Origin of the sequence: Minwuia sp. IMCC3009 (assembly GCF_029909415.1) — a bacterium.
In the GTDB taxonomy this organism is placed as follows: domain Bacteria; phylum Pseudomonadota; class Alphaproteobacteria; order Minwuiales; family Minwuiaceae; genus Minwuia.
On sequence record NZ_CP123781.1, the window covers coordinates 2,031,052 to 2,045,897 of the forward strand.

Annotated in this window: 15 protein-coding genes, 1 tRNA gene and 2 pseudogenes; 14 read left to right on the top strand and 4 right to left on the bottom strand. The window is 64.7% G+C overall.

Annotation, left to right across the window (positions count from 1 at the left end):
• Positions 1-56: 56 nt before the first annotated feature.
• The 3 genes from QGV55_RS09510 to QGV55_RS09520 are packed head-to-tail and all read left to right on the top strand — an operon-like array spanning position 57 to position 1,856.
• Positions 57-767: an LUD domain-containing protein gene (locus QGV55_RS09510; RefSeq protein WP_281017051.1), complete on the top strand. Its 711-nt coding sequence runs from the start codon at positions 57-59 to the stop codon at positions 765-767.
• A 4-nt stretch (positions 768-771) separates the two neighbouring features.
• Positions 772-1,467 carry a Smr/MutS family protein gene (locus QGV55_RS09515; RefSeq protein ID WP_281017050.1) on the top strand — a complete coding sequence of 232 codons (696 nt, stop codon included), beginning with the start codon at positions 772-774 and terminating at the stop codon, positions 1,465-1,467.
• The gene (locus QGV55_RS09520; protein WP_281017049.1) at positions 1,464-1,856 is read left to right on the top strand and encodes a helix-turn-helix domain-containing protein; all 393 of its coding nucleotides are present in this window, start codon (positions 1,464-1,466) and stop codon (positions 1,854-1,856) included. Before QGV55_RS09515 ends, QGV55_RS09520 begins: the two co-directional genes overlap by 4 nt.
• Positions 1,857-1,862: 6 nt before the next feature.
• Here QGV55_RS09520 and bamE read toward each other — a convergent pair whose 3' ends face one another.
• A complete protein-coding gene (gene bamE, locus QGV55_RS09525) occupies positions 1,863-2,306 on the bottom strand; it encodes an outer membrane protein assembly factor BamE (protein WP_281017048.1) in 444 nt (147 codons plus the stop codon).
• 139 nt (positions 2,307-2,445) lie between these two features.
• Between bamE and QGV55_RS09530 the strand changes: the two genes are divergently transcribed.
• The 8 genes and pseudogenes from QGV55_RS09530 to QGV55_RS09565 all read left to right on the top strand — a co-directional run bounded on the left by QGV55_RS09530 (position 2,446) and on the right by QGV55_RS09565 (position 6,802).
• Positions 2,446-2,991, top strand: a complete 546-nt coding sequence (locus QGV55_RS09530) for a ubiquinol-cytochrome C chaperone family protein (RefSeq protein ID WP_281017047.1) — start codon at positions 2,446-2,448, stop codon at positions 2,989-2,991.
• A 2-nt stretch (positions 2,992-2,993) separates the two neighbouring features.
• Positions 2,994-3,548, top strand: a complete 555-nt coding sequence (locus QGV55_RS09535) for a DUF177 domain-containing protein (protein ID WP_281017046.1) — start codon at positions 2,994-2,996, stop codon at positions 3,546-3,548.
• A gap of 37 nt (positions 3,549-3,585) precedes the next feature.
• The gene (rpmF, locus tag QGV55_RS09540) at positions 3,586-3,771 is read left to right on the top strand and encodes a 50S ribosomal protein L32 (RefSeq protein ID WP_281017045.1); all 186 of its coding nucleotides are present in this window, start codon (positions 3,586-3,588) and stop codon (positions 3,769-3,771) included.
• Positions 3,772-3,800: 29 nt separating this feature from the next.
• Complete coding sequence (gene plsX, locus QGV55_RS09545) at positions 3,801-4,847, top strand: phosphate acyltransferase PlsX (protein ID WP_281017044.1); 1,047 nt, start codon at positions 3,801-3,803, stop codon at positions 4,845-4,847.
• Positions 4,844-5,815, top strand: coding sequence for a beta-ketoacyl-ACP synthase III (locus QGV55_RS09550; protein ID WP_348637619.1), 972 nt, complete (start codon positions 4,844-4,846; stop codon positions 5,813-5,815). Before plsX ends, QGV55_RS09550 begins: the two co-directional genes overlap by 4 nt.
• Positions 5,816-5,901: 86 nt before the next feature.
• A pseudogene (locus QGV55_RS09555) lies at positions 5,902-6,255 on the top strand (integration host factor subunit alpha); the annotation flags it as partial.
• A 70-nt stretch (positions 6,256-6,325) separates the two neighbouring features.
• Positions 6,326-6,550, top strand: a pseudogene (locus QGV55_RS19755) (MerR family transcriptional regulator); the annotation flags it as partial.
• 175 nt (positions 6,551-6,725) lie between these two features.
• Positions 6,726-6,802 (top strand) — tRNA-Pro (locus QGV55_RS09565).
• A 40-nt stretch (positions 6,803-6,842) separates the two neighbouring features.
• Here QGV55_RS09565 and QGV55_RS09570 read toward each other — a convergent pair.
• Positions 6,843-7,832: an aldo/keto reductase gene (locus QGV55_RS09570; protein WP_281017041.1), complete on the bottom strand. Its 990-nt coding sequence runs from the start codon at positions 7,830-7,832 to the stop codon at positions 6,843-6,845.
• An 86-nt stretch (positions 7,833-7,918) separates the two neighbouring features.
• On the opposite strand from QGV55_RS09570, the gene QGV55_RS09575 reads away from it, so the two are divergent.
• Positions 7,919-8,353 (top strand): nitroreductase family deazaflavin-dependent oxidoreductase, encoded by a 435-nt coding sequence (locus QGV55_RS09575; protein WP_281017040.1) that lies wholly within the window; start codon positions 7,919-7,921, stop codon positions 8,351-8,353.
• Between the two features lie 38 nt (positions 8,354-8,391).
• The gene (locus QGV55_RS09580; protein ID WP_281017039.1) at positions 8,392-9,231 is read left to right on the top strand and encodes a fumarylacetoacetate hydrolase family protein; all 840 of its coding nucleotides are present in this window, start codon (positions 8,392-8,394) and stop codon (positions 9,229-9,231) included.
• Here QGV55_RS09580 and QGV55_RS09585 read toward each other — a convergent pair.
• Both QGV55_RS09585 and QGV55_RS09590 read right to left on the bottom strand, forming a co-directional pair.
• Entirely contained in the window at positions 9,228-10,445 is a 1,218-nt protein-coding gene (locus tag QGV55_RS09585; protein ID WP_281017038.1) for a Bcr/CflA family efflux MFS transporter, read from the bottom strand. The genes QGV55_RS09580 and QGV55_RS09585 overlap by 4 nt on opposite strands.
• 259 nt (positions 10,446-10,704) lie before the next feature.
• The gene (locus QGV55_RS09590; protein ID WP_281017037.1) at positions 10,705-12,804 is read right to left on the bottom strand and encodes a DEAD/DEAH box helicase; all 2,100 of its coding nucleotides are present in this window, start codon (positions 12,802-12,804) and stop codon (positions 10,705-10,707) included.
• Positions 12,805-13,124: 320 nt separating this feature from the next.
• Between QGV55_RS09590 and QGV55_RS09595 the strand changes: the two genes are divergently transcribed.
• A complete protein-coding gene (locus QGV55_RS09595; RefSeq protein ID WP_281017036.1) occupies positions 13,125-14,843 on the top strand; it encodes a D-aminoacylase in 1,719 nt (572 codons plus the stop codon).
• Positions 14,844-14,846 lie beyond the last annotated feature (3 nt).

Consider the following 14,846-nt stretch of genomic DNA (forward strand, 5'->3'; position numbering starts at 1 on the left):
TACCGATAGAGCATTGGGACATGATCATGTCGATCATCTGCTGAAGGGGATGCACCATGTCAGGCAAGGACGCTCTGCTGGCGAAGATCAGCGCGGCCAATCAGGGCAACCCCCTGCGCAGATCACCGGAGGAATTGGCGGCACGGATCGCCGATCCGAAAGCCAATCTCATTCCCGCACGCGCAGACCGGCCCGAGCCGGAACGCTATGCCCTGTTCCTGGCGAAGTGCCGCGAACTGGCGATCACCGTTGACGAGATTGCGGCCCCTGAAGCGGTCCCGCAGGCGGTTGCCGATTACCTGAAGGGCCTGAACCTGCCTGGCAGGCTGAAGCTGTCGCCGTCGCCCGATGTGACGGATCTGCCCTGGGACAGCGCACCGCTGCTGGAGGTTTCCTCAGGTGCCGCGGAGATTACCGACCAGACAGGCGTAACGCCCGCTTTCGCCGGCATCGCGGAGACCGGAACGCTGGTTTTCGCCTCCAGTCCGGAGACTCCGCCGACCCTCAACTTCGTCCCCGACAACCATATCGTCGTCATGCGCCGCAGCCAGGTCGTGCGCGCCATGGAGGACGCCTTCGGCATGGCACGGGAGCGGTTCGGTGCCGGGGTGCTGCCGCGCACGCTCAATCTCGTTTCCGGGCCATCCCGCACCGGCGACGTGGAGCAGAAGATTGTCATGGGCGCGCATGGCCCGCGTCGCCTGCATGTCGTGATGGTGGATGACATGGCTGACGGTGTCGGACGGGATGCCGCCGGCGAGGACTGAGGACATGGCCCGCGTGCCCCGCAGACCGAAGGGCAAGACCGGCGACAGGGATGACACCGACCTGTGGCAACGGGTGGCGCAGACCGTGACTCCCCTGCCCTCGACCATGGAACGGCTGAAGGATCTGGAGCGGCGTCGCGCGGAGGCCGCTCAGCCTCCAGCAGGCACGGAGACCGCGAAACCCGTCGCATCCAGGGGCAGCAGCCGGAAGAAGTCGACGACACCTCCCGCTGCTACACCAGCGCCCGTACAGCCAGCCACACCACGACCGATGACCCCCACCGAACAGCCGTCACCTGCCGCCCGTGGACGCGTTGCGGGACTGGATCGGCGAACCGCGGAGCGGCTGCGCAAGGGCACCTTCCAGATCGACGCGAGGCTGGACCTGCATGGCCTCAACCGCGAACAGGCTCATGCGGCCCTGCGCCAGCGGGTGCGGGCCTGTCATGCCGCTGGGCTGCGGTGCCTGCTGGTCATCACCGGCAAGGGCAACAGGGGCCGGACGGAAAGCGACAGTCCCTACTTCAATCCTGAGCCACCCGGTCGTCTGAAACGTGAAGTGCCGGGTTGGCTTGCGGCCGGCGACCTCGCCCCCCTGGTCCTGTCAACGGCACCGGCCGTGCCGCGCGACGGCGGCAGCGGCGCACTTTATGTCCTGCTGCGACGGCGTCGGGATGACAGGCGGGATGACAGCGGATGACGCCCTTCGGCACGCGTGTCAGGGCGCTGCGCGAGCGTCAGGGACTGACACTCAGCCGCATGGCGGCGGACCTTCAGCTCACGCCTGCCTATCTCTCGGCGCTGGAGCATGGTCACCGCAGTCGCCCGAGCTGGTCGCTGGTGCAGCAGATCATCGACTATTTCAATCTGATCTGGGAGGACGCGGACGACCTGCGCGAGCTTGCCCGCATGTCCCACCCGCGCGTCGTGATAGATACCGCCGGTCTCAGCGCGAAGGCGACACTGCTGGCCAATCGCCTGGCGGCAGAGATCGCGGCGACCGATGAGCGTGTCCTGGACGAGATGCTGACTGTCCTGGACCGTGCCGAGCGGCCGGACAGTGCCGGAACCGACAGCGATCCGCCCTGAGGGCCTCTACTGCTGACCGACGCCCAGCAGCCCGTTGCCGAACAGTTGCTCGAAGAAGCCCAGCTTCTCACCCTGTGTCGGCGTTGTCCGTGACGCGACCCGGATATCCTTGGCGTCCTTCAGGTCATATTCCCTGATCTTCTCGACACGCCCCACCTCGTCGAAGTCGACGGCGACGACCTGCTGGCCCACCACCTCCGCATCCAGTTCGGTGATGCTCTCTATCTGTTTCGAGATGTAGTACCAGGTATCCGCATTCTCCCGGAACGTCGCCACGCTGGACGGGCTGCCGAGAATGTCGCCCACCTGTTGCTGTGTCGTGATGCCGGGCTGGATGCGATCGATGCGTTCCCGGTCGAGGTGATAGCCCTCGACATGCGTGTCGGGTGTACAGGCCGCGAGCAGGCCCGCAACAACGGCCAGAACCATGAAATTCCTGCGTCCAAACATGTCGTTCCGATCCACCCTGACCGTCCGGCCATTGACGCCGGGCCCTCGCGGACCTAGCTGTTGCTTTCCGATTGCCCGAACCGCACCGTCCGAGTCAACTGCGGAACCCTGAAGTCTGCTGCGGAAGACCCCAGATATCATGTCCCTGTTCGATCTGATCAAGCCCGACCCGATGCGAAAGACCGCCCACTCGCTCTACAGCATGGCGGGTGAACAGGCACGGCTGCCCTTCTTCTACACCGACTGGAACGTCGACGACACGTTTGACGGGCGCTTCGACCTGCTGGTGCTGCACGTCCATCTGCTGATCCGCCGCGCGAACAAGGAGGCCCGGCCTGCCCCGCGGCTGGCGCAGTACCTGTTCGACGTGATGCTGAAGGATCTGGACCAGGGGCTGCGCCTCTCCGGCGTCGGGGACATCGGCATCGGGCACAGGGTCAAGAAGATGTCGCACGCCTACTACGGGCGCGCGACAGCCTATGATGCGGCGCTGGACGCAGGCGACGCCATGGCCCTGCAGCAGGCGCTGCACAGGAACGTCTATCGCGCGGACCCCGATGACGACGCCACCCTGCCGGCGCTCGCGGCCTATGTCATGGCCAACTGGGACATGCTTTCAGCACTGCCCTTCGCGGACATGGCGGCCGAGCGTTTCACGTTCCTGATGCCGGACAGGGAGGTCTGATGATGAAACACAGGGACACGACGGATTCGGTCGCGGAAATCCCGCCCTTGTTCAGTCACTGGGTCGACCTGTCCGATATCGACCAGAAGGGCCTGGAAGTGACGCTGACGCTCGACGAATCCGCCCGCGCAACACTGGCGGAGGCCTTCGACCTGCTTGATCTGCCCGCCGTCAGCGCGCAGGCGACGATCTGGCCGGCTGATGAAGGTGTCACCCTGCGGTTTCACCTGCGTGCACAAGTGGTGCAGCAATGCGTCGTGACCCTGGAACCGGTACCGGGCGATGTTGACGAGACGATCACGTTGCATTACACGCCACGGGCTGTTCTGGATGAGACACATCGTGTAGTCGATATCGCCGACGACGATGATCCGCCGGAACCTCTGGACGGGGATCGGCTGGATCTCGGCGCCGCGGTTGCCGAGCATCTGGCATTGTCGCTTGATCCGTTTCCGAGGAAAGCAGACGCTGTCCTGCCGCCGTCCGCGACGGACGGAAAGCACGAAGCAACCGGCCCCTTTGCGGCGCTGGCACGACTGAAGCGAGATGAGACATGACCCTGCCGCACGGGCGGAAGGGTTTTAAGGAGTAGAAATGGCTGTCCCCAAGAAGAAAGTAACGCGGTCCCGCCGTAACCAGAGGCGCGCCCACGATTCCCTGGTCGCGACCGGTTCGCACGAGTGCGCCAACTGCGGTGAGATGAAGCTGCCGCATCATGTCTGCGCAGCCTGTGGCCACTACAAGGAGCGTGAGGTGTTCGAGGCTGACGAGGCCATCTGAGCCCCGTCGCCTGAACAGGCACACGCAGCATGAGCCGTCCCCTGACACTATCACTGGATGCCATGGGCGGTGACCACGCCCCTGGCGCGGTTGTCGACGGGATCACTCATGTCCGCCTTCAGTATCCTGGCATACGTTTCCTTCTCTTCGGTGACGAAGCGAAGCTGAGACCGCTTGTGCGTGGTGACCTGGCGGACTGTGTCGAGATCCGTCACGCGCCACGCACCGTTGGCTCGAACGAGAAGCCGAGCCAGGCGCTGCGACGTGGCGGCGACACCAGCATGCGCATGGCCATCGACGCCGTCCGCGACGGTGACGCCGATGGTGTGGTTTCCGGTGGCAATACCGGTGCCCTGATGGCCATGGCACTGTTCTCCCTGCGGCCCCAGGCCGGTATCGACCGTCCGGCAATCGCCGGCTTCATGCCGACCGAGTGCGGGGAGAGCGTCATGCTCGACCTCGGCGCCAATGTCGTCTGCGATGAAGACAATCTGGTCCAGTTCGCCCTGATGGGGGCCACGTTCTGTCGCGCGGTGCTGGGTCGGGTGCATCCGACGGTCGGTCTGCTGAACATTGGCGAGGAAGAACTGAAGGGCAACGAGATCGTTCGCGCCGCTGCGGAGCGGCTGCGCAACATCAAGGATGCCGGTTTCCACTATCACGGCTTTGTCGAAGGCCACGACATCACGCGCGGCGTGGTCGATGTGGTCATCACTGACGGCTTCAGCGGCAATGTCGCACTCAAGAGCCACGAGGGGGCGGCGCGGCTGGTCACCTACACGATGCGCCAGGCCATCAACGCCTCCTGGATCGCCCAGCTGGGCTTTCTGATCGCCCGTGGCGCCTTCAGGCGGCTGCAGAACCGGCTCGACCCCAACGGCTACAATGGCGGCGTCTTCCTGGGGCTGAACGGGGTCGTGGTGAAGAGCCACGGCAGTGCCAATGCCACCGGTGTCGCCAGTGCCATCCGCATCGCCGCCGACATGGTTCAGGACGGAATGATCGAACGAATCGCTCAGGACTGCCAGACTATCGACCTTCTGGGTGGGGAAATGCAGAAAGCGGGCAACGCATGATACGTTCCGTGATCATCGGAAGCGGCAGCTATCTGCCTGAACGGGTCATGACCAATGCCGAACTGGCCGGCATGGTGGACACGTCCGATGAGTGGATTGTCGCCCGCAGTGGTATCCGCCAGCGCCATATCGCGGCGGAGGGGGAGACCACCGGCGATCTGGCGGTGGCAGCGGCCCGCGATGCGCTGGATCACGCGGGTCTGCAGCCCGATGACATTGATCTTATCGTTCTCGCCACGGCCACCCCGGACAGCACCTTTCCTGCCACCGCAACCGTGGTCCAGTCCCGTCTGGGCATTCGCCACGGTGCCGCCTTCGACATCCAGGCCGTATGCAGCGGTTTCGTCTATGCACTCGCCACTGCCGACAATTTCCTGAAGGCGGGGCAGTTCCGCCGCGCGCTGGTGATCGGTGCCGAGACCTTCTCTCGCATCCTCGACTGGGAAGACCGCACAACCTGCGTCCTGTTCGGCGACGGGGCCGGTGCAATCGTGCTGGAGGCGATGGAAGGCGACGGCACCAATGCCGACCGGGGCATCCTGACAAGTCACCTGCATGCCGATGGCTGCCATCACGACCTTCTGTATGTTGATGGTGGCCCGTCCAGCACCCAGACGGTCGGGCATCTGCGCATGTCGGGCAAGGAAGTCTTCCGCCATGCGGTCGTGAACCTGTCCGCCGTGATCAGCGAGGCGCTGGATGCCACGGGACTGCAGGCGGAGGACATCGACTGGGTCATTCCGCACCAGGCGAACAAGCGCATTCTGGACGGGACGGCACGCAAGCTGAAACTCGATCCGTCGAAGGTTGTGGTCACCGTTGATCGCCACGGCAATACCTCTGCCGCGTCAGTTCCCCTGGCGCTGACCGAGGCCGTGCGTGACGGTAGGATCCAGCGCGGTCAGTTGCTGCTGCTGGAGGCGATGGGTGGTGGCTTCACCTGGGGTTCGGCGCTGGTTCGCTGGTAACGACTGACACAATTGCGCCGAACTGCTTTGACTCCGGATTGGATTTCGCGCGTAATGTGCCGTAACAACAAAACAATGCCGAATGGCAGTCCGAACAGGCGTGGCAGTGGGGAGCGACGATTATGAGCGGTTCGACAGTGACCCGTGCGCATCTCAGTGAAGCTGTGTACAGGGAAGTCGGTCTGTCGCGTAACGAGTCTTCGGAACTGGTCGATGCAGTTCTGATGGAGATTGCAGATCACCTCGCAAGTGGCGAAACCGTAAAGATTTCTTCCTTTGGAAGTTTTCAGGTCCGCGAGAAAGGTGGCCGCATCGGGCGGAACCCCAAGACCGGTGAGGAAGTCCCGATCGAACCCCGACGGGTGCTGGTCTTCCGGGCCAGTCATGTCCTGAAGGACGAGATCAACCAGGGCCTGCTGGGCAGACCTGCCAGGACCTGAGATGCGGTTGGCCTGACATGGGCCGATCGAGACGCCCTGCCCCTGCAACTTCTTCTACCGGATACCAGCCTTGGCGAAGTCACCAGAAGCGTTCCGTACCATCAGCGAAGTAGCGACCGAACTGGATGTGCAGCAGCACGTCCTGCGGTTCTGGGAGAGCAAGTTCCCCGAGATAAAGCCGCTGAAGCGCGGCGGTGGCCGACGCTACTACCGGCCCGAGGATGTGGCCCTGCTGCAGCGGATCCGGCATCTGCTCTACGAGGAGAAGTACACGATCAAGGGCGTGCAGCAGATGTTTCGCGACCAGGGTTCAGCCGCAAAGAAGGCCCCTGTTGTCGACAGCCTGAGCGTATTGCAGCGACGCGCCATCGAGGATGCGCGGGGCGAACTGATCGAACTTCGGAAAAGTCTGCTTGCGCTGACGACTGGCGATTGATCACGGCAGCCGGAACGACTATGGTCCGCCGCGTCGGAGCGTAGCGCAGCCTGGTAGCGCACCATACTGGGGGTGTGGGGGTCGTGGGTTCAAATCCCGCCGCTCCGACCATTTCCCGACACCCCCTGAAATTCACCTCTGAATTTCTGTTTCAGCAGTACCGCTCCGGCCCTTCCCACTGGGTCGCGGTGTAGCGGTCGCCGTGGCACCAGCCGACCGGCAGAACCTCCTCTATGCGCTTCAGATCTTCCGCGCTCAGGTCCAGACTGCCACCCGCCGCCACTTCGCGCAGATGATCGATGGAACGCGTACCGGGGATCGGCACGATGTGATCCCCCTGATGCACCAGCCAGGCGATCGCCAGTGTCGCCGCAGCCACGCCCATGTCGGCGGCCAGCGCGCGGAACTCCGCATTCTTTGCCAGATTCGCGCTCAGGTTCGGCTCCACGAAGCGCGGGTTGTCCTTCATGAAGGCAATGTCCTGTACCGATGCCTGATCATGTGGCGTGTCGGTCAGCAAGGCCCGCCCCACGGGCGAGAAGGCGACCAGGGTGGTGCCGAACTCGGCGCAGGTCTGCACCAGTCCCAGCTCCGGCGACCGGGTCGAGAGCGAATATTCGGACTGCACGGCCGCAATCGGGTGCACCGCCTGCGCCCGTCGCAGGGAACCGGGTGCAATCTCGGAATATCCGATGGCCTTGCACTTGCCCGCCTTGACCAGCCCCGCGAGGGTCTCCGTCACTGCCTCGATCTCGTGCGCCTTGTCACGGCGATGCACGTAGTAGAGATCGACCGCCTCGACACCCAGCCGTTTCAGACTGCCCTCCAGCTGTTCCGTCAGGTGCTCCGGGTCATTGTTGAAGCGGCGGTCGGGGCTGCGGGTGATGCCGCCCTTGGTGGCGATGGTGAACGGACATTCGCCGCCCCGGCGCTTCAGCCATTCGCCGATGACCGTCTCCGACCGCCCCATGCCGTAGACGTTGGAGGTGTCCACATGGTCGATGCCGAACTCCAGACAGGCGTCCAGAACCTGCATCGATCCCTCGTCGGTCGCCTTGCCGTAGAAATCGGTGAACGACATGGCACCATAGCCGACGACACTGACCTTCGGTCCGTTCTGCCCAAGAATACGCTGCTTCAACTGTTGATTCCTCCCCAAGCCCGCGAATTTGTTGCACGATAGTCGCTGCGGTCCGACCGCAACAGGCATTTTCAGGGGAGTACACCATGGCTGAATATCTTCCGCCCGCCGCCGACTGGGTGCGCGAGCAGGTCGAACTCTACGAGAGCAGCGGCGGCACCAGGGGTACGACGCTGATGGATACCGGCCTGCCCTGCATTCTGGTGACCCACATGGGCAACAAGACAGGTGGTATCCGCAAGATCCCCCTGATGCGGGTCAAGGTAGGGAACAACTACGTGCTGGTCGGTTCCAAGGGCGGGGCGGAGAAGGATCCGGTATGGGTCCACAACCTGCGTGCCAATCCGGATGTCGAGATTCGCGACGCGACAGAAGTCTGGCCGATGCGTGTCCGGGAAGTGCCGGACGGGCCGGAACGGGACCGGCTGTGGGAAGCTGCCGTTGCCGCCTTCGACCGCTACGAGGATTATCGCAGGAAGGCACCGCGCCTGATCCCGGTCTTCCTGGCGGAGCCTGTCTGAACACGCGAAAACAAGAACAATCCTGAGGGGGAAGAACCATGAAACTGACACGATACGGACAGCCGGGCGCCGAGAAACCCGGCGTCTTCGACAGCGAGGGGCAGTTGCGTGACCTCTCGGCGCATGTAGCGGACATCAATCCTGCCCTGCTGGCCGACCTTTCGGTCCTGGACGGTGTCGATGTCAGCAGCCTGCCAGTCGTGAACGGCAACCCGCGCCTGGGTCCCTGCGTCACGGGCACGGGCAAGTTCATCTGCATCGGCCTGAACTATTCCGACCATGCGGCGGAGACCGGCAATCCCGTGCCGAGCGAGCCCGTGATCTTCATGAAGGCAAGCTCCACCATTGTCGGCCCGAACGACGACATCATCATCCCGCGCGGTTCGGTGAAGACCGACTGGGAGGTCGAACTGGGCGTCGTCATCGGCAAATCCGCGAAATACGTGTCGGAGGCGGATGCGCTGGACCATGTCGCCGGATATTGCGTCACCAACGACGTGTCGGAGCGCGAGTTCCAGATCGAGCACGAGGGCCAGTGGACCAAGGGCAAGTCCTGCGACACCTTCGGCCCCATCGGTCCCTGGCTGGCCACGCGCGACGAGGTGCCTGACCCGCAGAACCTGTCGATGTGGCTGGAGGTCAATGGCAAGCGCTATCAGGACGGTTCCACCGCCACCATGGTCTATGGCGTGGCACACCTTGTGTCATACCTTAGCCGGTTCATGACCCTGCACCCGGGCGACGTGATTTCCACCGGCACGCCGCCAGGTGTCGGCATGGGCCAGAATCCGCAGGTCTATCTGAAGCCCGGTGACGTGGTGACCCTGGGAATCGAAGGGCTGGGCGACCAGCGCCAGACCTTCGTCGCCGACAACTAGACTGCCCCGGGAAAGGATGAAGGTGCACTGACCCGCTCTGCCCTGCGGACGTAGACGGCAGCGGCAAGGCCCAGGGCCGATGCGGCCAGCATGATGGTGATCAGGCCCCAGGCCGCGTTCTCCGCGCTCAATACAGTGCCGGTGAACGCGGCCAGTGCGCCGCCGCCGGCGTTGGTCAGGGCGGCGGAAACACCGGAGGCGCTGCCGGCCAGTCCCGGACGCACGGCCATGCAACCGGCGTTGGCGCTGGGCATGGTGATCCCGTTGCCGATACCGACACAGGCGCAGGCCCCGAACAGGATGAGCTGATACACCTGCCCCGAGGCCACAAGCAGCAGCCCGACTGAAAGCCCGCCGCAGGCGATGAGGCGACCGGTGATCATCACGGTCGTCAGTTCGTAGCGGGCGGAGAACCGGCCGGCGAGGAAGCTGCCGAACATGAAGCCCGCCGTGATGCTGCCGATATAGAACCCGAGCCTTGCGGGAGAGATCTCGAAGACCGCGACAGCGACCAGCGGTGCGCCCCCAAGGAAGGCGTAGAAGGCACCTGTGGAGAAGGCGATGCAGAGCGAATAGCCCCAGAACCGCCCGGAGCGGAGCAGTTCCGGGTAGGCCCGGATCTGGTTCATCATCGACGTTGAGCGGCTGGTGTTGGTCTCCCCCACATCGAACCAGCAAAGCACGAACAGGGCGCAGCCGAGGGTCAGGAACGCCAGGAAACTGGCGCGCCAGCCGAAGAGTTCATCCAGTACGCCACCGACCACCGGGCCCAGCATCGGCGCGATGGCCCAGGCCATGGCGAGATAGCCCATCAGGCTGGCGGCCTTGCCCGCGGCGGCGGTATCACTGATCGCGGCACGGGAGACCGCGAACCCGGCGATGATGGCCGCCTGCAGCATCCGGAAGCACAGGAAGGTCACGATATCGGTCGCCAGCAGACAGCCGAGCGACGCGACGCAGAAGATCGCCAGTCCACCCAGAATGACCGGACGCCGACCGTAGCGGTCGGAGGCCGGGCCGACGATCAGCAACAGCACCGCCGCCACCGCCGAATAGCCCGCGATGGCCAGGCTGACAGTCGCATAGTCGGTGTCGAGATCCCGCGCCATGTTCGGCAGTGAGGGCAGAAACAGGTTCAGGGATACGATCGACAGGCTGCTGAGCAGGATCAGGGTCAGCAGGCCTGGTGGCGTGCGCTGTGTGTCTCGCATCATTCAACCCTCTTCCCGCATTGCCGTTGCGGCCCGCTGCGGACAAGAAAAAGCGCCCCCGGCTGATGACGGAGGCGCATGGGAGTTTCCTGTCGGGTTCCGTTACCGGCCCGGGCGCCTTGCTCCCACCCCTGCCGTGTTCGACAGGTACATTGCTGATCCCATGTGTTCAGGCGCGGAAACCCTGCCCACGCCGAAGCGTCATGCTGTTGCCGACGCCGAATTTTGTCAAACCCGGAGCGGAGCGGCAGTGGCGCCTGCCCTACTCCGCCCCCTTGCGCTTGCGCGCACCGGCTGGTGGGGGGCTGCCCTTCCGGTGCTTCTTCACCTTGCGGGGCTTGTCACCCGGTCCATCTGGCCCGGCGGCACGGGACCTGAACGGTTTCTTGCCTGTCGGACGTGTCTGGGCCGCACCGTCGGGCGCTGGCCTGTCCGGGCTGTCGGCCCTGGGGGAACGGGGCTTGTAGGACTTCTTCGCGCGGGGCCTGTCGGCGCCATCCGGCGATCCACTTTCCAGGCGCCCCTCCCCGCGAACCTCGAACGACTTGCGGGGCTTGCCCTTGCCCGCATAGGGACGCTTCCGGTCGGGCGCGCGGTCAGGCCGTTCCTCCCGCAACTCCTCCGTCGCTTCGGGCGTCGGCCCCTCGCGATCATCGTCACCGTCATCACCAGAGTCCCGGCGCGATGCGTTCTTCCCCGCATAGGGGCGCTTCCGCTCGGGCGTACGGTCGGACTGTTCGTCCGGCGCTTCAGGTGTGCCTTCCAGGCGGGTCACGTTGATGTTCTTGTCGATGGTCCGGTTCGGACCGATGGCAGCGGTGAAGCTGTCGACACTGCCCGGTGCGATCTGCACATGGGTCTCGCCACCGTGAATGCGGATCGCCCCGACATCGCCCTGCGCAATATTGCCGGTGCGGTAGAGCATGGGCAGCAGCCAGCGCGGCTCCGCATTCTGCTTGCGCCCCACGGAGAGCGAGAACCAGGTACCGTCAGTGAAGTCGGCCTTCTCCCGGGATTTGCGATCACGCTTCTCCCCGCGCTCGGGCCGGGAATCATCCTGCAGTTCCTCCGGCGCGGACTGGCCGGAGCGGTAAAGACGGACAAAGGCGGCGGCGACCTGTTCGGCGGAATGCTGCGCCAGGATCTGATCCACGAATGCCTGCTCGGCTTCGGCCACCGGTTCCGTCAGCGTCTCGTCCTGCAGCAGGCGCTGGTCGTCACGCTCGGTGATCTCCGCCACCGAGGGCGGGTTGCCCCAGTTGGCTTCGATGCGCGCGCCCTGCAGCAGCCGCTCCGCCTTGAAGCGCTGATTGAAGGGAACGATCAGGACGCTGACACCCTTCCGCCCCGCGCGGCCCGTGCGGCCACTGCGGTGCAGCAGCGCCTGGCTGTTCTGCGGCAGGTCGGCGTGGATCACCAGTTCCAGGTCCGGCAGGTCCAGTCCGCGGGCCGCCACGTCCGTGGCGATGCAGACCCGCGCCCGCCCGTCACGCATGGCCTGCAGCGCGTGGGTGCGCTGCCCCTGGCTCAGTTCACCGGACAGCGCAACGACCGAGAAGCCCCGGTTGGTGAAACGGCTGGTCATGCGGTTGACGCTTTCCCGCGTCGCGCAGAAGACAATGGCGCTCTTTGCCTCGAAGTAGCGCAGCACATTGATGATCGCGTTCTCGCGGTCACTCGGCGCGACCTTCATGGCCCGGTATTCGATATCGACGTGCTGGCGCTGCTCGGCGGTCGTCGCCAAGCGGACCGCATCGCGCTGGAACCGCTTGGCCAGACTGACAATCATCTTCGGCACGGTGGCAGAGAACATCAGGGTCCGGCGGTCGTCCGGCGCGGCCCCCAGGATGAACTCCAGATCCTCCCGGAACCCGAGGTCGAGCATCTCGTCGGCCTCGTCGAGCACGACGGCCCGCATGCCGGTCATGTCCAGCGATCCACGCTCGATATGATCGCGCAGCCGACCCGGCGTGCCGACAACGATATGTGCCCCGCGCGACAGCGCCTGCCGCTCCGTCCGCATGTCCATGCCGCCGACGCAGGACGCGAAGGACGCGCCGGTCAGCTCATAGAGCCACTGCAGTTCGCGTTTCACCTGCAAGGCCAGTTCGCGCGTCGGGGCCACCACCAGCGCCAGCGGCCTCTCGGCACGGGAAAACCGGTCCTCCCCCGCCAGCAGGGTCGGCGCCAGCGCGATGCCGAAGGCAACCGTCTTGCCCGAGCCGGTCTGGGCCGAGACCAGCAGGTCGGAGTTCGCCAGTTCCGGGTCCAGCACATTCTGCTGAACCGGGGTCAGAGTTTCGTAGTTCTTGCGTGCCAGCGCTTCTGCAAGCGGCGGCACGACACCGTCAAAATGAGCCAACGTGATACTTTCGGTGCAGGTGTTCCAGGGTCCGATACGCAGTCAGTCACCGACCACCCCGGACATCGACGGCCGGGTTCATGCCCGGCGACAATCAGATCAAGCCAGCGTTGTAGCCATTGTGCAGCGCAACACAAGTGTTATGCCGTCAGGGTACTGTCGTGTGCCCCTGTGTCCCGCCGGTGAAGCACACAGGCAGACCTGCCTTGTGGCCGATGCCGGAAAGACGGCAGAATGCACCCGTCAGACCGCTTCCCGTCACGTGACACCCATTTCTGTCACCGAACGGGCGGCAATCGGCTTTGCGGGGAGGCAGCGCCATGCACGACATCATCATTCGCGGCGGCAACATATTCGATGGCACCGGTGGCAGTTCATTCACCGGCGATGTGGCCATCGACGGCGACCGCATCGTCGGCGTCGGCAAGGTTGACGGTCGCGCCCGGCGGGAGATCGATGCCGACGGCCTGATGGTCGCGCCGGGCTGGGTCGACATCCATACCCACTATGACGGTCAGGCGCTCTGGGACCCCTATCTGACGCCCTCGTCCTGGCATGGCTGCACCTCCGTCGTCATGGGCAATTGCGGCGTCGGATTCGCGCCCGTGCATCCGAATCAGGAGGACTGGCTGATCAGTCTGATGGAATCGGTGGAGGATATTCCGGGCGCGGCCCTGTCGGATGGCATCGACTGGTCATGGCAGAGCTTCCCCGGTTATCTCGACGCGCTGGAGGCGAAGCCGCGGGCCATCGACATCGGCACACAGGTGCCGCATTGCGCCGTCCGGGCCTTCGTCATGGGCGACCGCTGCATTGACGAGGAAACGGCCGGTGAAGACGATATCCGCAAGATGGCCGATATCGTGCAGGAGGGGCTGGAGGCCGGGGCGCTCGGCTTTTCCACATCGCGCACCATCTTCCACAAGACGCGGGAAGGTGAATATGTCCCCGGCACCTATGCCGGCGCGGCGGAGATGTTCGGCCTGGCGGCAGGGATGCAGCGTGCGGGACACGGGGTGCTGGAGATGGCCACCGACCTGACGCTGAAGGCCGGCAAGCCGGAACTCGACTGGATCCGTGATCTCTCCATCCGCTATGGCGTGCCTGTCAGCCTGCTGCTGTTCCAGAATGACGACGCACCGCGCAAGTATCGCGAACTGCTGCAGGAGATCGGACGCGCCAATGCTGAGGGCGGACAGGTCTATGCCCAGGTCTCCGGTCGCACGGCAGGCCTGTTGCTGTGCCTCGAGGGATCACTGCATCCCTTCCAGGGCAAGCCCAGCTTCCGTGCCCTGCTGGGCCTCTCGCGGGAGGAACGGATCGCCCGGATGAAGGACCCGGCGGTCCGGGAAGCCATCATCACCGAGGAGTCCGGTGGCAAGGGCGGCGAGATGGCGGAGTTCTTCCTGAAGGGCTGGCACAAGATGTTCCGGCTGGGCGATCCCCCGAACTACGAACCCGACCGGTCGGAATGCTTCGCCGAGCGGGCACGAACGGAGGGGCGCCGACCGGAAGACATCGCCTATGACACCCTGATGGAGTTCGATGGCAGGGGCCTGATCTACTTCCCCCTGCTGAACTATTCCGACTATGACTTCGCACCTGTGCGGGAGATGCTGACCGCACCGCACACGCATTTCAGCGGCTCTGACGGCGGCGCCCATTGCGGCGTGATCTGCGATGTCAGTCTGCCGACCTTCAACATGGCCTACTGGGGCCGCGACCGGAAGAAGGGCGGGCTGATGCCGCTGGAATGGCTGGTGCATCGCCAGACACAGAGCACCGCATCCCTGCACGGCCTGAATGACCGGGGCGTCATCGCCCCCGGATACCTGGCCGACATCAACCTGATCGACTTCGACCGCCTGGGCATCGATGCGCCACGCATGGCCTACGACCTGCCGACAGGCGCGCGGCGTCTGATCCAGCGGGCCACCGGCTATCAGATGACCATCAAGTCCGGCGTCCCGATCATGGAAAACGGGCAGGAAACGGGCGCAATGCCCGGCGGACTGATCCGGGGGCCGCAGTCGGTCTGACCG